25 protein-coding genes are annotated in these 21,234 nt (G+C 62.7%); 17 read left to right on the top strand and 8 right to left on the bottom strand.

The features are described from left to right. Window positions 1-37 precede the first annotated feature (37 nt). The 16 genes from ACYCUK_RS14820 (at window position 38) to ACYCUK_RS14745 (ending at window position 15,723) form a co-directional block, all read left to right on the top strand. Window positions 38-403, top strand: a complete 366-nt coding sequence (locus ACYCUK_RS14820) for a DoxX family protein (protein ID WP_461595477.1) — start codon at window positions 38-40, stop codon at window positions 401-403. A 130-nt stretch (window positions 404-533) separates the two neighbouring features. Further along, a complete protein-coding gene (locus tag ACYCUK_RS14815; protein ID WP_461595476.1) occupies window positions 534-1,907 on the top strand; it encodes an MFS transporter in 1,374 nt (457 codons plus the stop codon). After that, window positions 1,904-2,944, top strand: a complete 1,041-nt coding sequence (locus tag ACYCUK_RS14810) for a hypothetical protein (protein WP_461595475.1) — start codon at window positions 1,904-1,906, stop codon at window positions 2,942-2,944. Before ACYCUK_RS14815 ends, ACYCUK_RS14810 begins: the two co-directional genes overlap by 4 nt. Window positions 2,945-3,110: 166 nt before the next feature. Further along, window positions 3,111-3,638 carry a TetR/AcrR family transcriptional regulator gene (locus ACYCUK_RS14805; protein ID WP_461595474.1) on the top strand — a complete coding sequence of 176 codons (528 nt, stop codon included), beginning with the start codon at window positions 3,111-3,113 and terminating at the stop codon, window positions 3,636-3,638. Window positions 3,639-3,737: 99 nt separating this feature from the next. Next, entirely contained in the window at window positions 3,738-4,310 is a 573-nt protein-coding gene (locus ACYCUK_RS14800; RefSeq protein WP_461595473.1) for a carboxymuconolactone decarboxylase family protein, read from the top strand. A 79-nt stretch (window positions 4,311-4,389) separates the two neighbouring features. Continuing rightward, window positions 4,390-5,070 carry a haloacid dehalogenase type II gene (locus tag ACYCUK_RS14795; RefSeq protein WP_461595472.1) on the top strand — a complete coding sequence of 227 codons (681 nt, stop codon included), beginning with the start codon at window positions 4,390-4,392 and terminating at the stop codon, window positions 5,068-5,070. Window positions 5,071-5,567: 497 nt separating this feature from the next. Then, complete coding sequence (locus ACYCUK_RS14790) at window positions 5,568-6,059, top strand: DsrE family protein (protein WP_461595471.1); 492 nt, start codon at window positions 5,568-5,570, stop codon at window positions 6,057-6,059. Between the two features lie 87 nt (window positions 6,060-6,146). Then, window positions 6,147-7,157: an HPP family protein gene (locus ACYCUK_RS14785; protein WP_461595470.1), complete on the top strand. Its 1,011-nt coding sequence runs from the start codon at window positions 6,147-6,149 to the stop codon at window positions 7,155-7,157. Window positions 7,158-7,208: 51 nt separating this feature from the next. Then, complete coding sequence (mtnP, locus tag ACYCUK_RS14780; protein ID WP_461595469.1) at window positions 7,209-8,072, top strand: S-methyl-5'-thioadenosine phosphorylase; 864 nt, start codon at window positions 7,209-7,211, stop codon at window positions 8,070-8,072. A 142-nt stretch (window positions 8,073-8,214) separates the two neighbouring features. Next, window positions 8,215-9,219, top strand: coding sequence for an arsenosugar biosynthesis radical SAM (seleno)protein ArsS (arsS, locus tag ACYCUK_RS14775; RefSeq protein WP_461595468.1), 1,005 nt, complete (start codon window positions 8,215-8,217; stop codon window positions 9,217-9,219). Between the two features lie 46 nt (window positions 9,220-9,265). Next, on the top strand, window positions 9,266-11,428 hold the full coding sequence (locus ACYCUK_RS14770) for an FAD-dependent oxidoreductase (RefSeq protein ID WP_461595467.1): 2,163 nt from the start codon (window positions 9,266-9,268) through the stop codon (window positions 11,426-11,428). Further along, window positions 11,425-12,120: a TIGR04283 family arsenosugar biosynthesis glycosyltransferase gene (locus ACYCUK_RS14765; RefSeq protein WP_461595466.1), complete on the top strand. Its 696-nt coding sequence runs from the start codon at window positions 11,425-11,427 to the stop codon at window positions 12,118-12,120. The genes ACYCUK_RS14770 and ACYCUK_RS14765 overlap by 4 nt, the downstream gene beginning before the upstream one ends. Before the next feature lie 2 nt (window positions 12,121-12,122). Continuing rightward, window positions 12,123-12,812, top strand: coding sequence for a TIGR04282 family arsenosugar biosynthesis glycosyltransferase (locus ACYCUK_RS14760; RefSeq protein WP_461595465.1), 690 nt, complete (start codon window positions 12,123-12,125; stop codon window positions 12,810-12,812). Between the two features lie 7 nt (window positions 12,813-12,819). Beyond that, complete coding sequence (locus tag ACYCUK_RS14755) at window positions 12,820-13,632, top strand: DUF3047 domain-containing protein (RefSeq protein ID WP_461595491.1); 813 nt, start codon at window positions 12,820-12,822, stop codon at window positions 13,630-13,632. Then, on the top strand, window positions 13,632-14,753 hold the full coding sequence (locus ACYCUK_RS14750) for an FAD-dependent oxidoreductase (RefSeq protein ID WP_461595464.1): 1,122 nt from the start codon (window positions 13,632-13,634) through the stop codon (window positions 14,751-14,753). Before ACYCUK_RS14755 ends, ACYCUK_RS14750 begins: the two co-directional genes overlap by 1 nt. A gap of 97 nt (window positions 14,754-14,850) precedes the next feature. Beyond that, window positions 14,851-15,723: a DMT family transporter gene (locus ACYCUK_RS14745; protein ID WP_461595463.1), complete on the top strand. Its 873-nt coding sequence runs from the start codon at window positions 14,851-14,853 to the stop codon at window positions 15,721-15,723. 36 nt (window positions 15,724-15,759) lie between these two features. Here the strand turns inward: ACYCUK_RS14745 and ACYCUK_RS14740 are convergent, their stop codons facing one another. The 8 genes from ACYCUK_RS14740 to ACYCUK_RS14705 all read right to left on the bottom strand — a co-directional run bounded on the left by ACYCUK_RS14740 (window position 15,760) and on the right by ACYCUK_RS14705 (window position 20,605). After that, window positions 15,760-16,572 carry a YiiX/YebB-like N1pC/P60 family cysteine hydrolase gene (locus ACYCUK_RS14740; RefSeq protein ID WP_461595462.1) on the bottom strand — a complete coding sequence of 271 codons (813 nt, stop codon included), beginning with the start codon at window positions 16,570-16,572 and terminating at the stop codon, window positions 15,760-15,762. A 43-nt stretch (window positions 16,573-16,615) separates the two neighbouring features. Further along, window positions 16,616-17,200, bottom strand: a complete 585-nt coding sequence (locus tag ACYCUK_RS14735) for a thioredoxin fold domain-containing protein (protein ID WP_461595461.1) — start codon at window positions 17,198-17,200, stop codon at window positions 16,616-16,618. A 21-nt stretch (window positions 17,201-17,221) separates the two neighbouring features. Next, a complete protein-coding gene (locus ACYCUK_RS14730; protein WP_461595460.1) occupies window positions 17,222-18,382 on the bottom strand; it encodes a patatin-like phospholipase family protein in 1,161 nt (386 codons plus the stop codon). A gap of 57 nt (window positions 18,383-18,439) precedes the next feature. Next, a complete protein-coding gene (locus ACYCUK_RS14725; RefSeq protein ID WP_461595459.1) occupies window positions 18,440-18,697 on the bottom strand; it encodes a hypothetical protein in 258 nt (85 codons plus the stop codon). A gap of 142 nt (window positions 18,698-18,839) precedes the next feature. Continuing rightward, a complete protein-coding gene (locus ACYCUK_RS14720) occupies window positions 18,840-19,328 on the bottom strand; it encodes a CBS domain-containing protein (RefSeq protein WP_461595458.1) in 489 nt (162 codons plus the stop codon). Continuing rightward, window positions 19,328-19,828, bottom strand: a complete 501-nt coding sequence (locus tag ACYCUK_RS14715) for a hypothetical protein (protein WP_461595457.1) — start codon at window positions 19,826-19,828, stop codon at window positions 19,328-19,330. Before ACYCUK_RS14715 ends, ACYCUK_RS14720 begins: the two co-directional genes overlap by 1 nt. Next, window positions 19,825-20,400: an HD-GYP domain-containing protein gene (locus tag ACYCUK_RS14710; protein ID WP_461595456.1), complete on the bottom strand. Its 576-nt coding sequence runs from the start codon at window positions 20,398-20,400 to the stop codon at window positions 19,825-19,827. The genes ACYCUK_RS14715 and ACYCUK_RS14710 overlap by 4 nt, the downstream gene beginning before the upstream one ends. After that, the gene (locus ACYCUK_RS14705) at window positions 20,282-20,605 is read right to left on the bottom strand and encodes an HD-GYP domain-containing protein (protein ID WP_461595490.1); all 324 of its coding nucleotides are present in this window, start codon (window positions 20,603-20,605) and stop codon (window positions 20,282-20,284) included. The genes ACYCUK_RS14710 and ACYCUK_RS14705 overlap by 119 nt, the downstream gene beginning before the upstream one ends. A gap of 388 nt (window positions 20,606-20,993) precedes the next feature. Between ACYCUK_RS14705 and ACYCUK_RS14700 the strand changes: the two genes are divergently transcribed. Beyond that, on the top strand, window positions 20,994-21,234 hold a 241-nt coding region (locus tag ACYCUK_RS14700; protein WP_461595455.1), incomplete at its 3' end, for a MerR family transcriptional regulator.

The raw sequence follows: 21,234 nt of genomic DNA, 5'->3' as shown, positions 1-21,234 counted from the left end.
GATCACCCAACCCACACCTCACCCGATGGAGACGACCATGACGACCTTGCCCTTGCGATCCACCACCAACAACGCCAATCCGCTAAGCCGCGCCTGGGGCATGCTCGTCCGTGCCCTCGACGGTTTACAGTCCCCCGCGTTGCTCGCCGCACGGCTGTATGTCTCTTACGTGTTCTTCAACTCCGGCTTGCAAAGCCTGCGCGATTGGGCGGGGACGGTTTGGCTGTACGAGAACGAGTTCCATGTTGCGCTGCTGCCCCCGCATCTTGCAGCCGTCGTCGGTACGGCAGGTGAATTGCTACTGCCGCCGCTGGTCGCCCTGGGCCTGTTCGGGCGCTTCGGCGCACTCGGGCTGTTCGTGGTCAACGCTGTGGCGCTGCTGTCCTACATGTATGCCCTGTAGGCACCAGCCATCATGTTCCACGTCATCTGGGGCATTTTGATCCTGGTTGCAGCCTTGTGGGGGCCGGGTAAATGGTCCGTAGACCACTGGATGCAGCGTCGGCGCAGTGCCGCTTGAAGGGGCATTGACCATGCATCACAACTTGGCCGAACGGCTGGACCGGGTTCGCTGGAACCGGTTCCACTCCACCGTCACGATTGCCCTAGGTATCGGCTGGCTGCTCGATGCCTTCGAGGTCACGATTGTCAACAATGTGATCGGGGTGTTCAAGGACCTGTGGCACTTGAGCAATGCGCAGGCATCCTGGATTCTTAGCATCTGGTTTGTTGGGTTGATGATCGGCGCCTATGGCTTTGGCTTCCTGGCCGACCGTTTTGGACGCAGGCGACTGTTCTTGCTCACGCTGCTGATTTATGGTGTGTTTACGCTGCTGACGGCATTCGCCTGGAACTTCGAATCGCTCTTGATCCTGCGTCTGCTCACCGCCATCGGCGTCGGCGCGGAGTATTCGGCCATCAACGCCGCTATCAGCGAGTTCATCCCGGCGCGCAACCGCGGCAAGGCCAACGCGACGGTGATGAATTTCTGGCCTCTGGGCGCCATCCTTGCTGCGCTGGTCTCACTTTACGTGGTCAATCTGCTGCCGCCCGACATCGGCTGGCGAGTCGCCTTCGGCTTTGGCGCACTGGTGGCGGCAAGCACCGCATTCATGCGCAAATCCATCCCCGAGTCTCCGCGCTGGCTGATTAGCCAGGGCGACCTCGCCGGCGCCGAGCATGTCGTCAGCGGGATTGAGCACGGGCGGGGCGATTGGGACGTGCACAGGCGGCCTACTGCTGGAAAGAGGCGCGCGCCGACCGGCGTCTGGGAGCAGACACGCACACTCGTCACCCGCTATCCGGGTCGAGTCGCGCTGGGCTGTTTGCTGGATTTTTCTGAGGCGGCCGGTTACTACGGCCTGTTCGCTTTCCTGGCACTGTTCATCCTGCCGGCGGTTCATGTCAGCAGCCAATTCGCGCCATTTTTTTACCTGATTGGCAATATTGGCGCCTTGATTGGTGGGCTCATCGTTGCGCTGGTTCTGGACCGCGCCGGACGCAAGCTGACCGTACCGGTGTTCTACACGTTTGCGGCTATGGGAGCCCTGCTGCTCGCCGCGTCCATCCAGACGCATTCATGGGTCTGGGTCCTTGCGGCGTTCACCCTGGCGAACCTGTTCGCCACTGGAGGCTGGATCTCGGCGTATCCGACGTTTTCCGAACTCTTTCCCACCCATCTGCGTTCCACTGGCATCGGCATCTCGGTGGCCGTGGGTCGTATCGGTGCCTTTGCTGCGCCATTGGTTCTGACCGCGGTAGCTGATGCCTATGGCATGGTTGCGGCGCTGGTCCTGCTGGCGTCGTTCTGGCTGATTGGCGCGGTGGCGATGGTTCCATGGGCGATCTACGGCGTCGAAGGCAAAGGTCGCTCGCTCGAGGGGATGGTCGCGGGAGAATTAGCGTGATGACAGGTCCGCGCCTCGCGGATCATGCGAAGCCTGGACGCAACTGCCCATTGCGTTATCGCTATTCCCCGAACGCGTTCGACAGCACGCCACGGTTCGAGGCCGAGACGTTGTATGTGGTCGGCGGCTTGTACGGCAACGTCGAGGCACTGCGGGCCGTGCTGACGATGCGGCAGGCTGAGTTGTTGCGTGGGTACCCGGTGACGCTGATGTTCAACGGTGACTTCAACTGGTTCGACGTGGATGCCGATAGTTTCGCAAGCATCAACCAAGTCGTACTTGAGCATGCCGCGATTTGTGGCAATGTCGAGATGGAACTCAGTACCCCGAGCGGCTCTGCCGGCTGCGGGTGCGCCTATCCGGATGATGTGCCTGACACGGTGGTCGAGCGCTCCAACCGCATCATGCAACGCCTGTATGCACAGGCGGCGAATTTTCCCGACATCTTGCAACGGCTGGCAGCCCTGCCGATGCATGCCACGGTGGCCGTCGGTGAGCACCGCATCGGCATCGCGCATGGCGACGCGCATTCGCTTGCTGGCTGGGACTTCGCCGTCGAGAACCTCGTGCACCGAACCAGGCAGGCGCAGGCAGCAAGCCTGCTTAACAAACTCGGAGCGACATTCCAACAAGCGCGGGTGAGTGCCTTCTGCTCCTCGCACACCTGCCTGCCGGTGGCGTTCGCCCTCGACGTTGATGGTCACAAGCGCTTGATCATCAACAATGGCGCCGCCGGCATGCCCAATTTTCGTGATACGACGTACGGTCTGCTGACTCGGATTTCGGTGCGCCCCGAGGTGCCACACGACAGCCTGTATGGCATTGAACTTGGTGGCCTGCGGTTCGATGCGCTGCCCATTCGGTTCGATCACGCGGCTTGGCAGCGCCGCTTTCTGTGTAACTGGCCCCCTGGGAGCGATGCCCACGCGTCGTACTTTGCGCGCATCGTGCATGGGCCTGATTACGAATTTGCCCAGGCCATACACGTCGGCGGTGTCGAGGAGCTGGCCTTGTCACGCTTGCCTTCGTGCGATTGATTTGGGAAGACAGCGTTCGGCTCTGCAGCGCCGGTCTTGATCCTTGGACGCCACCAGCGAGGCCAAAAGCCCAAACAATAGCGAAGGTTACTGGAGTTTTGTACCATCGAGTTCAAAATAGGAAATGTACTTCATGCCTAGACCTCGAACATTTGATCAAACCGCCGTGATTGACGCAGCCGTCGGCGCATTCTGGCAAGGCGGGCTGGGCGCGACTAGCGTTGACGACGTGTTGCACGCCACCGGGTTGGCGCGCTCATCGATGTACAGCAGCTTCGGTGGCAAGAATGACATCCTGCAGGCGGCAATCAGCCGTTATGTCGATCGCCAGATTGTGGAATTGGAACAGGCGTTTCGAGGCCGCTCCCTGCACGAAGCACTGGAAAGCATTTTTTTGGAGATCGCGCATCACAACAGCGACGGCAAGGGCTGTTTGCTGATCAACAGCGTGAATGAACTGCGCGGCGCGGATGTCGCAGTCATCCAGACGGTGCGCGCAGGCTTTGCGCGCATGGCCAAGCACATGGCGGACTTGGTGAAGCAGGCGCAGCCGCATCGAGAGAACCCGGCCTGCGTTGCCGCCGAAATCATCGGTGCCATCGCGGGTCTTCGTACCTTGCAAAAAACCGGGTTGCCCCCTGCATTGGTGCGTGAAACGGCTCGTCGCTTCGCCCGCAATATCGCTGAGAGCTAATTTTTTTGACAATATTGGAACAATCATTCCAATATATTTCTGCCTGTGTTTGCTACAGGCCCAACCCGCGCCATGAGGCGCATTGACCGAGGACATGCCATGACATCATCGATCGCAACATTAAACCTTCCCTCCCAAACCGCGGATTCGACGCAGGGCAAGGCCCGCGAAATGCTCGAGACCGCCCGGGCACGGCTGGGCTTCGTCCCAGCGATGTATGCCAATATGGTGAACTCTCCCGGACTGCTCGAAACCTATCTACTTGGCTATGAGCGCTTCCGCCAGGACGGGGGCTTCACTCAAGCCGAGCAAGAGGTGGTGTTCCTCACCATCAGCCGGTTCCACGGCTGCACCTACTGCATGGCTGCGCACAGCATGATCGGTGAAAAAATGTCCAAGGTGCCGGCCCCAGTGCTCGAGGCGCTGCGCAAGGGTGCTGCGATTCCCGATGCAAAGCTGGCGGCGTTGTCAGCGTTTACGCACACCATGGTTGAGAGCCGTGGCACCCCGAGTCCCGAGCAGTTGCAAGCATTTCGTGCTGCCGGTTACTCCGATCGTCATGCCTTGGAAATCGTGCTGGCGTTGGCGGTGAAGACCTTGAGTAATTTCTCAAATCATTTGATGCAGACCGAAGTCGACCCGGCGTTCCAGGCCTATGCCTGGGCGGCCTGATCTCGGGGTCGCAAGGTGGTGCCAGTCTGCGTCGGGAATTCCCGCGCAGGCCTTCTCGGATAGGAGCCAGGAGTTTGCGATGCGTCCAGAATTCGTCTCGATTGATGCCGTTGTTTTCGACGCCTACGGCACGCTGTTCGACACGGCCAGTGCCGCGCGTCGTCATGCCGCACACCTCGGAGAACGCTGGGCGTCGCTGGCGCAGATCTGGCGCGACAAGCAATTGCAATACACTTGGCTGCGCGGATTGAGCGGCCAATGGGCCGACTTCTGGACTGTGACCTCCGAAGCGCTCGATTTCGCCATGGACAGTCTGAGTCTTGCCGACCCGGATTTACGGGCCGATTTGATGCGCGCGTATCTCACACCCGATGCTTTTCCGGATGTGGCCGACGCGCTGCAGCATCTGCATCAAAGCGGCAAACGCCTGGGCATTCTGTCGAATGGCAGCTCAACCATGCTCGATGGTGCCGTTCAGCATGCAGGACTTGGAGCGATGTTGTCTGCCGTCCTGTCGGTCGATACCGTACAGACCTTCAAGCCCCACCCCAAGGTGTACCAACTCGCCGTGGACGCCTTTGAACTGCCAGCCCAGCGCATCCTCTTCGTCTCGTCCAACGGCTGGGATGCCTGGAGTGCCAAGGCTTTCGGGTTTCGTGTGGCGTGGTGCAACCGAATCGGCCAGACAAGGGAGCGGTTGCCGGGCAGGCCAGACCAGACGATTCCTGGGCTCGCGTCACTACCTTCCCTTTTGGGATGACAACGCGATGTTCTTCCAGGACCTGATCCAGCCTTCGAGCGCGTGATGACGTGCAACGTGAACGAGCTTCTGTTCTGGCTACCAGTGGCTCTGCCTGGCGCCCTTCTCGAGATCGACCCAGTCAGGCAGCATTGCGAGGTTCGGTTCGACTGCGCAACCTTCGCGCTGAGTTGAAAAACGTTACTGGAACGCCAGATCGGGGCTTTGCGTCTGCCGCAACTGCATCTGCAGCTTGTCGATCAGGGTCTGAGGCGGAATGAGCGCAGGCGCGCCCAGCAAGGGCTTGATCGCGCCACGCAACGTGGCGGCGGATGACGGGTGTGTCTCCTGATGCAGTGGCGTGCCGGTGTGATCGACGCATCGCTGTCAGGATTTCGCGCGTCGCGCGACCAACACAGATGCGTGCTATGCCAAAGCGCGATCGGTGATGAGCCCCGAGATTCCGGGGCGGGCATCGACACCGCTAGACCTATCAACACCTTGATCAGGAGATCGTCATGCTGCAGTCATCCAAAACCCGTTTTCTCTTGGCCGCTTCCGGGGCCGCGTGCGCGCTCGCCCTGGGTTTCTCGCCCGTGGCGCTGGCGAATTATGTCAAGCCCACCATGCATCACGCGCCCTTTGGAACGGTGCGGATGGTCGTGCCCATCACCAGTTCCGATCCAGGGGTCTGGGCGTTCAAGTTGCGTAACATCGCCAACAGCGAAAAGGGCATCAAGGCGTGGAAGGGCAAGCTCGAAGCGCGCGTCGTGCTCTACGGGCCGGGTCTCAAGCTGCTGGAGGAGCCGATGGACCCCGCCTTGCAGGCCACCGTGGATCAACTGCGTCGGGAAGGTGTGCGCTTTGCCATCTGCAACAACACCCTCAAGGGGATGAATCTGGACTGGCATACTTTGTATGGGGTGCGCGAGTCGGATATCGTCCCATCCGGCTTCCTCGAGGTGGCCTGGCTGGCCGAGCATGGCTGGGCGGTCGATCCGATGAACTGAGCATGCGCGCGCGGATGACGTCACCAACGAGGCCAGCGATCCTGATAGGCAGGGGTCCTTGTGCAGCAACGCGCGATCGGCTGCAGCATGTCTGCGATGGAGCACCTCCAGTCCGGTCGCATGCATGCCGCTGAGATCGACGTCTCGCCGCGTCGCTTGCGCAAGATGGGCGAGTTGCTGACGCTGGCCTATATCGCAGCCATCGCGGCGCTGGCCGGTGTCACGGGTGTGGGCACCATCCTGTTTCCGGAGTTGGGCGCGTTGGCGCACGATGTCTTTACCCGCCCTCGCGGTGCCTGGGCGCGCTCCCCGCTGTGGCTTGCGACAACCCCGGTGGCGGCGGCCGTGGTCGGGATCCTCATCGCTCGGCACATGTCGTTTGGGCTTGTGTCGGTGTTCCTGAGCGTGGGCAGCACCGTGGGCCTTATCCAGACCCTGCAGTCTCCCATCGCCCCGGCGATTTCCGCTGGGCTCTTGCCCCTGGTCTTGGGCATCACGAGCTGGTGGTATCCACCTTCCATTCTGCTCGGTACGGCAGCGCTCGCCCTACTTGCGGTGATACGCACGACCATGTTGCCGCAGGCGGCACCCGCATCTGGCTTCACTGGCACCGAAAAGGCGGACGATACGGTCGAGGCCGCCGCGTCGGGCCTGGCTTGGATGCCGTATTTTTTCGGGTTCCTTTTCGCTGTGGCAGCTCTCGCCTTGCTCACAGGCTGGCATCTGCTGCTCTTTCCACCGCTGGTCGTCATGGGCTACGAGATGTTCGCCCATCCCACGGTCTGCCCTTGGGCGGAGCGACCCTGGGCCTTGCTCCTGGCTTGTACCTTGAGTGCGACATTTGGGGTCGCCTTCGTGAGTCTTTGGGGTGTGGGGCCGCTGGCCGCCGTGTGCTGTCTGGGAGCGGGGATCGTGGCCCTGAGCGTTCTCGATTTGCACGTACCACCTGCGCTCGCCGTGGGTCTACTACCGTTCATCATCAGTCATCCGAACTGGGAACTGCCTCTCGCCGTCGCCGGGGGAGTCCTGGTGTTGACCGGTGCTTTCGCGCTTCGGCGTTGGTTCAACGTCAGAAAAGAGCGAACGCTGCGCGCATGACCCTTCACACGACCCTATTCACCCTTGCCCATATCACAAGGAGTCTTGAGCATGGATCACCCACGCATCGGCATCATCGGTGGCAGCGGCCTGTACGCGATGGAAGGACTGGAGAACCTCGGTGAGCATCACATCGACACACCCTACGGCGCTCCTTCGGACACCATCATCACCGGCTTTCTCGACAACGTGCCCGTGGCCTTCCTCGCCCGGCACGGCCGCGGCCATCGACTGATTCCGTCCGAGGTGCCCTACCGTGCCAATATCCATGCGCTCAAATTCCTCGGCGTGCGCGAGCTGCTCTCCATCTCAGCGGTGGGTTCTCTGCGCGAGGAGATTGCGCCGCTGGACATGGTGTTGCCCGACCAGTTCATTGACCTGACGCGTCGGCGAGCATCCACCTTTTTCGGGGATGGTGCCGTTGCCCATGTGGCAATGGCCGACCCGGTCTGCCTCTTGCTGGCGGCGCGCGTGGCGACCGCATTCGCCCACAGCAAGCTGCCCGATGTACGTCTGCATCGTGGTGGCACCTACGCCTGCGTCGAGGGACCGGCGTTTTCCACCCGGGCCGAGTCGCACATGCTTAGAGGCATGGGCGCCCATATCGTGGGCATGACCAATATGCCCGAGGCTCGCCTCGCACGCGAAGCCCAAATGGCCTACGCAACGCTGGCCTTGGTGACGGACTACGACTGCTGGCACACCCAGCGCGAAGCCGTGAGTGCCGACATGGCCATCGCCAACTTGATGCGCAACGCCGAACATGCACAGACCGTGGTGCGCACGCTGGTCAGACTGCTGCATGCAGATCCGATCGCCTCGCCTGCGCATACGGCATTGCAATCGGCCCTGGTCACAAGGTTTGAGGACATGTCGCCCGGGGTGCGCGCGCGCCTGGATGTGTTGCTCGCCTGAAACTGCAGGCCATTGTGCAACGTTTGACTTGTCAGGAATCGCCGGTTCATCCGACGAAGTTTCATGTTGATCATGAAACCCGCCCGCCGCACGTTCAAGCCTGAAAGCGCAGGTGGGTCGCCCTTAACCGAGGAGCCAAGGCATGCACGCCACCATCCATTTGCTGCGCAAGACAGATTTCCCACTCATTCGGCGCCGCCGGTTGCAAAGCCTCCAGGTCAATCTCGGCTACCGTTGCAACCAGAGTTGCCAGCACTGCCATGTGGCCGCTGGGCCCAATCGCACCGAGATGATGGATGCGGACAATGCCGCGCTGGTGGCCTCGCTGTTGCGCAGCGGGCGCATCGCAACGCTAGACCTGACGGGAGGCGCGCCTGAACTCAGTCCGCATTTCCGCGATCTGGTGCACGTTGCGCGGGCTTCAGGGGTGCGCGTGATCGATCGCTGCAATCTCACCATTCTGTTCGAGCCGGGACAGGACGATTTGGCACCGTTCCTCGCCGCGCAAGGCGTCGACGTCGTGGCCTCTTTGCCGTGCTACACCGAGGACAATGTTGATACACAACGCGGAGGCGGTGTGTTTGAGAAAAGTATCAACGCCCTGCAATGGCTCAACCGCCTGGGCTATGGCCAGCCTGATAGCGATCTATCGCTCGATCTGGTCTACAACCCCCTCGGCCCGATGTTGCCACCACCACAGGACAAGCTGCAGGCCGATTACAAGTGCCTGCTCGGCGAGCGATTCGGTATCGTCTTCGACCGCTTGTTGACGATTGCCAATATGCCGATCCAGCGCTTTGGCAGCATGCTGGTGTCCAAGGGCCAGTTCGATGGTTATATGCAAACTCTGCACGCGGCGCATCGTTCCGAGAATCTCGATGGCGTGATGTGCCGCGACCTGATTTCTGTGGACTGGCAAGGCTATCTGCACGACTGCGATTTCAACCAGATGCTGGGGCTGCCGCTGGGTGCTGCCGACGCCCGCCACCCGCGCCCGCACCTGCGCGAGCTGCTGGCCGAGCCCGACGGTTTTTGCGGGCGGCCGATCGCCATCGCCGACCATTGCTACGGCTGCACCGCAGGCCAGGGCAGTAGTTGCGGCGGAGCACTCGAGTCGGCACACGCTGGCGCCCAGGCCGTTGCCTGAGTGCTGCAACGTGCATACGCCCCATACATTCCGATCGAGACGCCTCATGCGACTGCGCCAGATCCTCATCCTCGCCCTGCTGGGGGCCGCGCTCTGGGCTTGGTTCGGCCTTGGGCTGGGTCGCTATTTCAGCCTGGAGGCGCTACACCAGCATCTGGACATGCTGAACGCTCTGCGCCAGACCCGCCCGCTCGCATTTGCCGCGACCTATTTCGTCATCTATATCCTCATGACGTCGATCTCGGTACCCGGAGACATTGTCCTCACGCTTGCTGGCGGTGCGTTGTTTGGCCTCATCTGGGGGACAGTGCTGGTGTCGTTCGCATCGTCCATCGGCGCTTCTTTAGCCTTCCTATCGGCCCGCTTCGTGCTGCGCGACTGGGTGCGCACGCGATTAGGCGTGCGCATCGCGGCTATAGATGCCGGTATCGTGCGCGACGGGCCGTTCTATTTGTTTGCCCTGCGCCTGGTGCCGGCCTTTCCGTTTTTCCTGATCAACCTGGCCATGGGTCTAACTGCAATGCCCCTGCGCACCTTCTATTGGGTCAGCCAAGTCGGCATGCTGGCGGGCACGCTGGTGTTCGTGAATGCCGGCACCCAACTGGCACAGATCCACGCGCTGTCGGACGTCGCTTCACCCGGTTTGCTGCTGTCGTTCACGCTACTGGGCCTGTTTCCGCTGGTGGCCAAGGTCGTGCTGGCTCGGCTGCGAGCACGCAGACTCTACAAGCCTTGGTCGCGGCCAAGGCGCTTTGACCACAATCTGGTGGTGATCGGCGGAGGTGCTGCCGGGCTCGTATCGGCCTACATCGCAGCCGCCGCCAAAGCACGTGTGGCACTGGTTGAAGGGGGGCGCATGGGAGGCGACTGCCTGAATTATGGTTGCGTGCCATCCAAGGCGTTGATTCATGCCGCCCGCGTTGCGCACCAGATGCGACAAGCGCACCGTCTAGGGCTGGGCTCATGCACGCCGCAGGTCGATTTCGCCGCCGTCATGGCGCGTGTGCATGCCGCCGTGGCCGAGGTCGCACCACATGACTCGGTCGAGCGCTACACAGCGCTCGGGGTGGATGTCCTCCAGGGTCATGCGCGCATCACTTCACCATGGACCGTGGAGGTCGATTCGCCCGAAGGGCGTACGGTGCTTTCCACCAGGGCCATCGTCATCGCCGCAGGTGCCACACCGCTGGTGCCGCCAATCCCAGGACTGACCGACATCGGCTATCTGACATCCGATACCCTCTGGGACTTGCGTGAACTGCCGCAACGCCTGCTGGTGCTCGGCGGCGGGCCCATTGGCTGCGAATTGGCGCAAGCCTTCGCTCGCCTGGGAAGCCAAGTCACCTTGCTGGAAATGCTGCCCCGCATCCTGCAACGCGAAGACCCGGACGTGGCCGAACTCGTCGCCCGGTCCATGACTGCCGATGGCGTGTGCCTGCTCACCGCGCACAAGGCGCTGCGCGTGGAGCGAGGACAAGGGCGTCAATGGGTGCTGGCCCAGCAAAACGGTGGCGTCCAGATCGAGGTCGAGTTCGACACCCTGCTGTGCGCACTGGGCCGTGCGCCGCGCACCAGCGGCTATGGCCTTGAGGAACTGGGCTTGCCGCTGCGACCCAACCGCACCGTGCAGGTCGACGCGACGCTGCAAACCCTCTACCCCAACATCTACGCCTGCGGCGACGTGGCCGGGCCGCACCAGTTCACCCACACTGCAGCGCACCAGGCGTGGACGGCATCGGTCAACGCGCTGCTTGGCGGCTGGTGGCGTTTCAAGTCCGACCTCTCGGTGATTCCCTGGACGACCTTCACCGACCCCGAGGTCGCCCATGTCGGACTGAACGAAAACGATGCTGCAGACAAAGGCGTGGCTTGCGAGGTCACGCGTTACGCACTGGCTGAACTCGACCGCGCCATCACCGAAGACGCCACGCAAGGTTTCGTCAAGGTGCTCACCGTGCCAGGCAAGGACAAAATCCTGGGCGTCACCATCGTGGGCCAGCATGCTGGCGAATTACTCGCCGAGTTCACCCTGGCGATGCGTCGTGGACTGGGCCTTGGGGCCATTCTCGGCACCGTGCATGCCTATCCGACCTGGAGCGAAGCGGCCAAAGCGACGGCCGGCCAGTGGAAGCGTGCCCACGTGTCTCCGCGGGCATTGGCGTTGGCGCAGCGGTTTTTCGCCTGGCGGCGCGGGGGAAGTCTGTCATGACGCAGAGGTCCGTTCTGGCGATCATCATTCCCGTGCGTAACGAGGCGTCAACAATCGACGCAACACTGCAAGGGCTGCAGGCGCTACGTGCGCGTGGCACCGAAGTTATTGTGGTCGATGGCGGCAGCAGCGACGGCACGGCGGAATTGGCCGTGCCCTGGGTCGACCAGATCATCCACAGCGCGGCAGGACGCGCGGCCCAGATGAATGCTGGGGCCCAGGCAAGCGGCCGTTCCGTGCTTTTGTTCTTGCACGCCGATACCCTCCTTCCGCAGGATGCGGACAGCCTGGTGCTCGATGGTCTGGCACGCGGTGTGCGAGTCTGGGGACGCTTCGACGTGTGCATTGAACCCGAGCGGCCAATGCTGAGGGCGGTGGCGACGATGATGAACCTGCGCTCGCGCATCAGCGGCATCTGCACCGGAGATCAAGCCCTGTTCATGACCCGCGATGCGTTCGACGCCGTTAACGGTTTTCCCGATCAGGCACTGATGGAAGACATCGAAATCAGCCGGCGGCTCAAACGCCTGAGTCCGCCGCTGGCGCTGCGCTCGCAGGTTCGCACCTCGGGGCGGCGCTGGCTGGTGCACGGCATGTGGCGCACGATCACGCTGATGTGGTGGCTGCGGCTGCGCTACTTCCTGGGCGCCGAGCCGGCGCTGCTGGCGCGCCTTTACCAAGGGCCGCAATGACCATGTCGATCGCTGTGATCGTGTTCGCCAAACCGCCACTCGCATGGCAGGCCAAGACCCGGCTGATTCCCGCGCTAGGTGCCAATGGTGCAGCGGCTCTGGCAGCGCGAATGCTCGATCACGCCCTGGCACAGGCGGCGGCAAGTCTGCTCGGCCCGCTCAGCTTGTACGCTACTGCGCGCCACGCCACGCTGCGAGACGCCGCGCGCCTGCATGGCGCCGTTCGCAAGCTGCAGCGTGGCCCGGATCTTGGCATGCGCATGCTTGCAGCGCTTGTGCGCGAGACGTGCGTGGTACCGGCTGCATTGCTCTTGGGCAGCGACATTCCGGCGCTGAACGCGGCCTTGTTGCTCGAAGCAGCCGACGTGCTGGGCGAGACCGATTGCGTCTTCGTCCCCACACTGGATGGTGGCTTCGCCTTGGTTGGGTGCACGCGAGCCGCTGCGCCGCGCCTGGAGATGGTGTTCACGGGTCAGAGCTGGAGCACGCCCCGCGTGATGACCGAGGTCCGGTCGCGCCTTCTCGAGCAAGGTCTGCGCTGGGCCGAACTCGAGGCCGTGAGCGATATCGATACGCCCGCGGATCTCTCACGGTTGCCAGCTCACTGGCTTTCCGGCCTGATAGCCACGCCGTCACCGAAGCGTGTTCTCACATCTGCCGGTCTAGCCACATCCTGCCCGACATTTTTGTAGCTTGGCCATGCAACGTCGACTCCTTCTGAAATTCTCCTTGCTCGTGACTCAGCCTGCTTTGCTCGATACATCGGCGCGCGCGGCGACCTCGGCTGCGACGTTTGCGGCATGGTCCTCGGCCTCTGACGAAGAGGTACCGATGGCGCCGTTCTCCGCGAATGCGCCTGGGCATGCCCGACCGGCAGGATGGTCTGCGTTTCGACCTGCGCCCAAGGCGGCATCGACGCGCTATACGCTGGTGGATGACGAGGGGGTGACGGTGATCGAGGCACGCGCCGACGATTCGATGTCAGGGCTGATTCATCGCACCGATATCGATCTGAGCCGCACGCCCCTGCTGCGCTGGCGCTGGAAAATCCGCCACGCCATCGCCGTCGCCGACCTGGACCGCAAGTCCGGCGACGACTATGCCGCGCGTCTGTATGTGCTGTTTGCCGTTCCGCATGACGAACTCTCCTTCGGTTTGCGCGCCGAACTGGCGATCGCCAGGGCGATCTATGGCACAGATGTCCCCGCTGCCGCGATCAACTACGTGTGGGACAACAGTCACGCCGTGGACACCATGCTACCCAACGCCTACACCGCCCGCGCCATGATGGTGGTGACCGACAGTGGCAACACCCGAGCTGGCCATTGGGTCAGTCAGACGCGCGACGTCGCTGCGGATTTCCGTCGAGCTTTTCCGGATCTGGCCCGACATGGGCTACCCCGTGTCGGCGCGGTGGCGATCGCCACCGATACCGCCAACACCCACGGTCGAGCCACGGCCTGGTACGGCGACATCGCTTTCCTGGCAGCAGTCGATGGGGGCGCATCCTGATGGCGGCACGCCAGCGTCTGGTGCTGGTCGGTGCTGGTCATGCGCACGCCGAGGTGTTGCGCTGTTTCGCACGACAGCCTGTGTCGGATGTGGATCTGCTGCTGGTCTCGCCCATTGCTCAAGCGCCCTACTCCGGCATGATGCCTGGCTGGCTTGGTGGCCGTTACGCCTGGGAGGATTGCTGCATCGACTTCGCCGCGCTGGCCGCCGCCGCTGGTGCACGCTGGGTGCAAGATGAAGTCGTCGCTCTGGATGCCGCGCAGCGCATGTTGGTCTTGGCGAGCGGACAGACGCTGCAAGCCGACTTCGTGGCGCTGAATATCGGCTCCACCGTGCTCGCGCCCGAACCCACCCCTGGTCAACCGCTCATTCTGCCGACGCGCCCGTTGACCGCCTTACGTGAGCGTACCGAGCATCTGCTCACGACACTGTCCGCACGCCAGGCGCAGGCACCGTTGCACCTCGTGGGCGTGGGTGCCGGTGCGGCGGGATTCGAAATGCTGCTGGGTCTACAAGCAAGGTTGGCCGCTCAGGGCGTGGTGACGCAGAGCACGCTGACCACCAGGAGCGGGAGCTTCTTGCCCGGCCTGTCCACCCCGGCGCGCTGGCTGGCGTTGCGCACGCTGCGGCAGCGTAGGGTGGCATTGCAAACCAGGTTCGAGGCCGCAACGCTGGGCGCAGGCACACTGCTCGATGCGAAAGGTGGAGAGTTGCCCGCCGACGTGGTGCTGTGGGCCACTGGTGGCGTCGCCCATGCCTGGCCGGCGCAAAGCGCCTTGGCGGTGGATGCGCGCGGCTTCGTGCAGGTGGACGCAACGCTGCGCTCAATATCCCATCCCTGGCTGTTCGCCGTGGGCGACTGCGCGTCCTTCACCCCTCAGGCGCTGCCCAAATCGGGCGTGTTCTCGGTGCGTATGGGGCCGGTGCTTGCGAACAATTTGCATGTCATGCTGCGCGCTCAACCGCCTGCCATCTACCAGCCCCAGAGGCGTTTTCTGGTGCTGCTCAACACCGGCGATGGCCGTGCCATCGCCTCGCGCGGCGCTCTGGGGTGGCAAGACCGCTGGGTGATGCGCTGGAAAGATCGCATCGATCGCGATTTTCTTGACCGCTACCGATGACTGACTGCATCAATCGGCTATCAGGAGCATTGGCCTGGCAAGACCAAGCGCCAAGCTCGCGTCGACGCACAGATTCCTCTTTTCTGGAGAATGTTTCATGCCCTTGGCTCGCATCTGGTCCCTGACCTTCCTGGCCATGCTCGCGTTCGCTTGCAATTCGCTGCTGTGCCGGGTTGCGCTCAAGAGCACGAGTATCGATGCAGCCAGCTTTACGGCGGTTCGATTGATGTCTGGGGCGGTGGCACTGTGGCTGATTGCACGCGTGCAGCGAGGCACGGATCCGGGCCGAGGCAACTGGCCTTCGGCATTGGCCCTGTTCGTTTACGCGGCAGGGTTTTCATTTGCCTATGTGATGCTGTCAGCGGCCACGGGGGCGCTGCTGTTGTTCGGTGCGGTTCAGGCCACCATGATCGGACGCGGGGTGTGGAAGGGGGAACGGCTGACAAGACCGCAACTTGCCGGTTTTATGCTGGCTATCGCGGGCCTGCTCGGGGTGTTGCTGCCAGGCCTGTCCGCGCCACCTCTGGCCGGGTCGCTGCTGATGTTGAGTGCCGGAGTGGCCTGGGGCATGTATTCATTGCGCGGTCAAGGCGCAGGGAATCCGATTCGGGTCACGGCGGGAAATTTCCTGCGCGCAGCACCGCTTGCCGCGGGATTGGCGGGATTCGTCGTCCTGTGGCACCAAGGTTCCTCAGTGGACGCAACCGGCCTCGCGCTTGCCGTCGCCTCGGGCGCAGTGGCCTCGGGAATCGGTTATGCCATCTGGTACTCCGCTTTGCCATCGCTGAAAACTACGCAGGCCGCCACCGTTCAGCTCAGCGTTCCGGTACTTGCGGCGCTGGGCGGCATCGTATTCCTGCACGAGGCTATCACCCTGCGACTCGTGCTGGCCTCAGTCGCCATACTCGGTGGAATCCTGCTGGTCATCCTGGACAAACAGCGAGTCGGCAACCTCCGTCAGGGTCGATGATGTCTGCGGCGTGTCAGCCGCATCCATGCGTCCGCCTTATCCACGCACATCGGCTGTTGCGTGGGCGGGCAGCGCTGGGTCGCCGCCCTGCATCGACGCCCACGGCAGGGCGCGGTAATCGAGCGCCGCGTCGGCTTCGGGCTTGACGATGGCGAAATAGGGTGACAGATCAAAGTCGGCCGGCACGAACAGGCTGTTGTGGCGAATATGCCATTGCTCGCGCTGACATGCAGTGCAGTTTGGATCGTTACTCGGCACTGCCTCAATCTGGGGCAGGATGGGATAACGCACGGCCTGAAAGGACTGCGCGATCAGGCTGGAACAAATGGCTCGCGTCGGGTCGCCGCTGCCCAGGGCGAGCATGCGCCGACGCCACCGGCCCGGCACCGGCGGTGTGGGCAATAGATAGCGCAGCAGGTCGATGATGTGGCGCAGGTCATAACGATGGCCGATACGGCCACGGGCTTCGGCCACCACACGCTGCACATCGTCCGCGCGCAATGCGATAGGCCGACACAACCGCAAGTTGTACCCGGCAAATTCGGCAAAGCCCACAGCACGGACCCCATCGACCACATCAGCCTCGATGAAGCAAGGGCTGCGATCGTTTAGCGTGGTCGTCGAATCGAGCAGGCCGACATACAACGCCGCATGCGACCACACGGAGTGGGTGAGGTATTTGATCGCACTGCTGAAACGGCTTCGACCTTCGACGAGCAAGACGTCGCCCGGTCGGATCATCGCCTGGAGGTGTTGCAGATTGGTGGGGGTACGCACCGGAGCGCAGTAGCTGGGTGCAGACAGATAGCGCGCCAGAGCCGAACCGGTCGCTGACAACAGACGATTCATGGCAATTCTCCGTGAGGCGCAGCCCGCCTGGCTCCACGAGGCTTCACTCCACGGACGCAAGCATGTCCTTCAACTGCTTGTCGGACTGCGGCGCACCGATCGACAATTCAGCCCTGCCTGCCTTGTTCCTGAAGACCACCAGCGGGATGGCGTAGTAGATCCCGGCGCGTTTGAGCACAGCGTCGTTAGCGTCGATCGCCTTGCGGGTCTGTGGCTCGACGACCTTGGCCGGATCAATGCCGCCGCCCGGAGAGCCGCTGGGGTTGAAGTCATAGTCGTTTTCGTTCTTGTAGAAGGCCTGCAATCGGCTCGGTGCCTGCAGGATGGCCGCAGCCTTGGTCATGCTGCTCGGGGTAAGGATGGCCACCGGAATCCAGCGCAGTTCCAGATTGTCCTTGCCGACCCAGGGGCGCAGGTCGTTGTAGAGCTTGTGGCAGTAAGGGCAGTTGGGGTCGAAAAAAATGTTCACCACACGCTTGCCTCGACCCTCGGATATGGCCGTGGCCTCATGAATATGGTCCAGCATGCTGGCGGCCAGTTGTTCGGTGCTGGGCGATGTTGCCCAGACGGGAGGCAGTACCCAGGCCAGACTGGCCAAGAGCATCAAAAGGAAGAGGATGCGTTTCATCATGGCTCCTTGTGGGTGGCGTCAAGCCGCCGCGGTTTGCGGCTGCAACAGGGATACGTCGTACTCCACCACACCCTGCATCGAATCGACAGGCCTGCACCAGGGTTCGGCCAGCAGTGCACGCAGGGCGTCTGCATGACCTGCCTGCCAGCGGGCCTCGATACCGTCGGGTATGAAGTCCAGATCTTTGGTGTGGTCATCGCCCGCAAGCGCAGGCGAGAGCAGCTTGACGATGCGCATGGTGGTGCCGCACCCGTAGCTCAACATCTGTGCAACATCCCTGCGGCCACGCTGTGCTGAGGGCAGGTACTGGGCGAGTTGGCGGATGACGTGACGCATGGTGTGCAACTGCTTCTGTCGCGCCACATGGCTCTCTGCACGGCTGGCGTACTGAATGTCTTTGTGACGTGCGAAGACCTGGTGCATGGTGGTCGGTGCCTCGCCTTGCGGATTCCAGACCTGCACTGCAAAAATCAGCGCGTCGTGTCGCTGGCGGTCGTCAAACACGGCTTCGATGGGCGTGTTGGACGCAATGCCACCATCCCAGAACAATTCCTCGCCGATGCGCACCGGTGCGAAGGCAGGTGGCAGCGCACTCGAGGCCAGCACATGGTCGAGGGTGATGGGTTCATCGCGCGAATCGAAATACCGTAACTGCCCACTCCGCACGTTCACGGCGCCGAGGGTCAGACGCATCTCGCCAGCGCTCATTCGCCGAGTGTCGATCAAGCCATCCAGGGTATTGCGCAGCGCGTCGGTGCGGTAATACCCAGCAGCGTCTTCACCGAGTTCGTTGTCCGGGTAGAGCCATGCTGCAGGGTTGGGACGAAAAAACCCCGGAACGCCTTGCAACACGGCCTCGAGCCGCGACCAGTTGCCGGTGAATCGAGGCCAGCCGCCGTGCGATACCGCACGCCAGAACGCCCGCAGCCGCTGTACCCGCTCTGCCAGAGGGTTGCCAGCCATGAGCGCGCCATTGACGGCGCCGATGGAGGTGCCGATCACCCAATCCGGTTCGATGCCGGCTTCGGACAGGGCCTGGTAGACACACGCCTGGTAAGCGCCGAGCGCACCACCGCCTTGCAACACCAGAACCACCTGGCCCGGCAGCGTGAACTTTGCAACTGTCTTACCAGCGAGCCGGGTGGATCGGCGCGGCGTGTTTCTGGTTGTCGCGTTCATCGCTCGCTCCTCATGGATCGTTGTGGGGTTGGAAGCGCGGACATCGCGCCTCGAAGTTCACTTCGATGGAGCACACGGATTCATGGCCTTCTTACCCCCCGGTGCACAGGGATTGACAGCCTTGTGCCCCATCTTGGTGGACTTTTTGCCCGCCGGGGCGCAGGGGTTGGCCGGGGCGCAGGGGTTGCTTGCAGCCTGGGCGGCCTGAATGGGTGCCAGAGACGACAATGCCTGCGGCATCGGGCTGACCATTGCTGCGGCAACGGCGAGGGCGGGCAGGGCATGGGACAGGGAACGACGGGTGCGTGTTTGCATGACAAACTCCTTGGGGTGGATCGGGAGGTCGGCTGGGCGCGGTATGCACACAGTCCATCCCTTGACTATTTGGTCGAGGACGGCTTCCTTTCCTGACACCGTCCCTAGCTTGAAGATTGAGTAGAGGGTTTGCCGGAGCGGGTCAGGACCTGGCAATGGCCAGAGCGGCCTGCGTCGGTGGCAGGTAGCTGACTGGCGCGATGTCCATGCCCACTTGCCTTCCCAACCGCGTGCGAGAGACCAAACCACGCAAGCGCGAACGCTGACCAGGCTCGTTCTCGATGATGACCAGATGCGTTTGAGATGTCGCCCTAAAGGTTTCGGCCAGATCGCCCACCTGAGCGGCGAACAACGCATCGAGCGCCAACACTGGCAGCTCGGCCACCGGCGTCATGATGTCGCCGACGAGGACGTCACGATGGAGGCAGGTGTCATGCGTGCAGGCCTGGCTTGCGAGGAACTGCATCGGCCGCTCCCCCAGGATGTCCTGCGCGGTGATCAGGCCAACCATGGCTCCTTGCTCGACCACGACAAGGGCGCGCACGCCGAAGCGCACCATGTCTTGCAGGGCGTTGTCGATCTGCTCCTCGGGACCTGCGACCACTGGGTACTCGCAGGCAAAATCGGTCATCACAACGGATGCTGGGTCTTGAGGATGGACTGCGGGGGTTTCTGATTCGGTTCGCTTCGGAATGCACAAGGCCGTGCCGGGGCGGATGGTCTGGATGGGTGCGTGATGCATGGTTCAGTCTCCCGGATTGTCATGTTGCCGCCCTTGGGCGCGCGGTGAATGAATGTGGCTGGCGAGGCACCGAGACTGGCATCAACTTGGCTCGAATGCCAGCCGGATGCATGTTGGTCGGAGCCGGCAGAGTTTCCTGACAGGCTCGCCATTTCTGACCCGCTGTTGTTTCGCACGGGCATGATCTGGGCATTCTTCACGGCGCTGTACGTTGCCACGCAATACGGCACGATGAAGTTCATCGCCAGCAATTGCCAAGAGATCCCCGACAGGTGCATCAGTGCCCAGCCCTGATTGACCAGGTTGAGCAACAGTCCCACGCCGCCGGCCACTTGGAGCGCGCTGTCGCGGATGGACGGGCTCCAGGCACGTCGGAGAAACACCTTCATCGCGCCAACCCCGACTCGGCTACAGCAGTGGGCAGCGCCAGATGCAAGCACAGCCGCGCTTCGGCCAGGCTGCGCTGCAGCAGTGTGGGGTCTGCCTCGGGTTGCAAATCCTCCGCCAAACCCTGGCGTCCGGTGGGCTCGGCATGAAGCGACTGCCCCTTTTTCAACAGCGTGAACTCGCCGCCGCAATTGCGGCAATAGACCCGGTCGAGTGGTTGTGACGTGCGGCGCAAAACCAAGGCCGGCAAGGTCGGGCCGCAGTTCGGGCAGACTTGAAGCGGGATACCGTCGTCGCTATGCCCCAGCACGTGATCAAGCTGCTTGCTATGTCCGAGTTGCACGAAACGATCAACCAGCCCTGACTCAAATTGGCGCCCAGCCTGCTCGCGAAGGATGGCCAGCGCCTCGTCGCGCGAGATGCCGCGCCGGTAGGGTCTCGAGCTGGTCATGGCGTCAAAGGCGTCGCAGATGCCGACGATGCGGGCAGCAACAGGGATGGCTTCCAGTGTCAGGCCCCTGGGATAGCCACGGCCGTCTGGCCGCTCGTGATGCAAGCCAATGGCGTTGCGCACCAGGAAGGCCAGGGGGGTGCGCTGCGAGCAAACGCATCCCGATGTCCGGATGGGTGCGCATGACCGCCCACTCCGCGTCGGTGAGTGGGGCTGATTTGCACAGGATGGCATCGGGCACACCAATCTTGCCCAGATCGTGCAAAAACCCACCCAGGCTGACGCGCGCGACCTCTACTGCATCCAGCCCCGCCGCAGCGGCAAGCATGCGTGCATAGCGGGAAACGCGCCACAAATGGCCGCCGGTATACAGATCGCGTGCTTCGACAAACCATGCCATGTTGGGCAGGCTGACCAGCAGGTGATCGGCCGTCTCGTCGGACCCAGGACGGGTGCGCGGACCAAGCCAGCGTGCGAACCATCCGCTTCGCCACGTCAGCGCTTCTTTCTTCTTTGCGTGGCAGCCCTGCGCGGGTTGGTTCGTCATCGCCTTGTTGCTGCATGGTTCTCCCCCTTTTGTCCGGATGTCCTCATCAGTCGCGCAAGCTGCGCTAACCTGACAGGCAGGAGGGGGAATCTCGATCGAGATGCTTGGCGCCGATCGGCAGTTCGTCCCTTCGCGCAGGGATTTGCAGTCCTGAATCGGAGCCAAGACGATGCAACTTATTTCAAATGGTCTGACCATCGGCACCGTCGCCCGGGCGGCAGGGGTCCATGTCGAAACCATCCGGTTCTACCAGCGCAAGGGCTTGCTGGGCGAGCCCGAGCGCCCGCAGGGCAGCTTCCGCCGCTACGGACCCGATGACGTCGCCCGCCTGCAATTCATCAAATCCGCCCAGCGCATGGGCTTCAGTCTCGACGAGGTCGCCGGCTTGCTGCAACTCGACGACGGCATGC

Source organism: Thiomonas sp. (genome assembly GCF_054608695.1).
This window is presented reverse-complemented; position numbering and strand designations above follow the sequence as displayed.

Coding starts and splice junctions, on each gene's coding strand:
- ACYCUK_RS14820 (WP_461595477.1), top strand. CDS start 38: ATGACGACCTTGCCCTTGCGATCCACCACCAACAACGCCAATCCGCTA.
- ACYCUK_RS14815 (WP_461595476.1), top strand. CDS start 534: ATGCATCACAACTTGGCCGAACGGCTGGACCGGGTTCGCTGGAACCGG.
- ACYCUK_RS14800 (WP_461595473.1), top strand. CDS start 3,738: ATGACATCATCGATCGCAACATTAAACCTTCCCTCCCAAACCGCGGAT.
- ACYCUK_RS14795 (WP_461595472.1), top strand. CDS start 4,390: ATGCGTCCAGAATTCGTCTCGATTGATGCCGTTGTTTTCGACGCCTAC.
- ACYCUK_RS14790 (WP_461595471.1), top strand. CDS start 5,568: ATGCTGCAGTCATCCAAAACCCGTTTTCTCTTGGCCGCTTCCGGGGCC.
- ACYCUK_RS14785 (WP_461595470.1), top strand. CDS start 6,147: ATGTCTGCGATGGAGCACCTCCAGTCCGGTCGCATGCATGCCGCTGAG.
- mtnP (WP_461595469.1), top strand. CDS start 7,209: ATGGATCACCCACGCATCGGCATCATCGGTGGCAGCGGCCTGTACGCG.
- arsS (WP_461595468.1), top strand. CDS start 8,215: ATGCACGCCACCATCCATTTGCTGCGCAAGACAGATTTCCCACTCATT.
- ACYCUK_RS14770 (WP_461595467.1), top strand. CDS start 9,266: ATGCGACTGCGCCAGATCCTCATCCTCGCCCTGCTGGGGGCCGCGCTC.
- ACYCUK_RS14765 (WP_461595466.1), top strand. CDS start 11,425: ATGACGCAGAGGTCCGTTCTGGCGATCATCATTCCCGTGCGTAACGAG.
- ACYCUK_RS14760 (WP_461595465.1), top strand. CDS start 12,123: ATGTCGATCGCTGTGATCGTGTTCGCCAAACCGCCACTCGCATGGCAG.
- ACYCUK_RS14755 (WP_461595491.1), top strand. CDS start 12,820: ATGCAACGTCGACTCCTTCTGAAATTCTCCTTGCTCGTGACTCAGCCT.
- ACYCUK_RS14750 (WP_461595464.1), top strand. CDS start 13,632: ATGGCGGCACGCCAGCGTCTGGTGCTGGTCGGTGCTGGTCATGCGCAC.
- ACYCUK_RS14745 (WP_461595463.1), top strand. CDS start 14,851: ATGCCCTTGGCTCGCATCTGGTCCCTGACCTTCCTGGCCATGCTCGCG.
- ACYCUK_RS14740 (WP_461595462.1), bottom strand. CDS start 16,572: ATGAATCGTCTGTTGTCAGCGACCGGTTCGGCTCTGGCGCGCTATCTG.
- ACYCUK_RS14735 (WP_461595461.1), bottom strand. CDS start 17,200: ATGAAACGCATCCTCTTCCTTTTGATGCTCTTGGCCAGTCTGGCCTGG.
- ACYCUK_RS14730 (WP_461595460.1), bottom strand. CDS start 18,382: ATGAACGCGACAACCAGAAACACGCCGCGCCGATCCACCCGGCTCGCT.
- ACYCUK_RS14725 (WP_461595459.1), bottom strand. CDS start 18,697: ATGCAAACACGCACCCGTCGTTCCCTGTCCCATGCCCTGCCCGCCCTC.
- ACYCUK_RS14720 (WP_461595458.1), bottom strand. CDS start 19,328: ATGACCGATTTTGCCTGCGAGTACCCAGTGGTCGCAGGTCCCGAGGAG.
- ACYCUK_RS14715 (WP_461595457.1), bottom strand. CDS start 19,828: ATGAAGGTGTTTCTCCGACGTGCCTGGAGCCCGTCCATCCGCGACAGC.
- ACYCUK_RS14705 (WP_461595490.1), bottom strand. CDS start 20,605: ATGCTTGCCGCTGCGGCGGGGCTGGATGCAGTAGAGGTCGCGCGCGTC.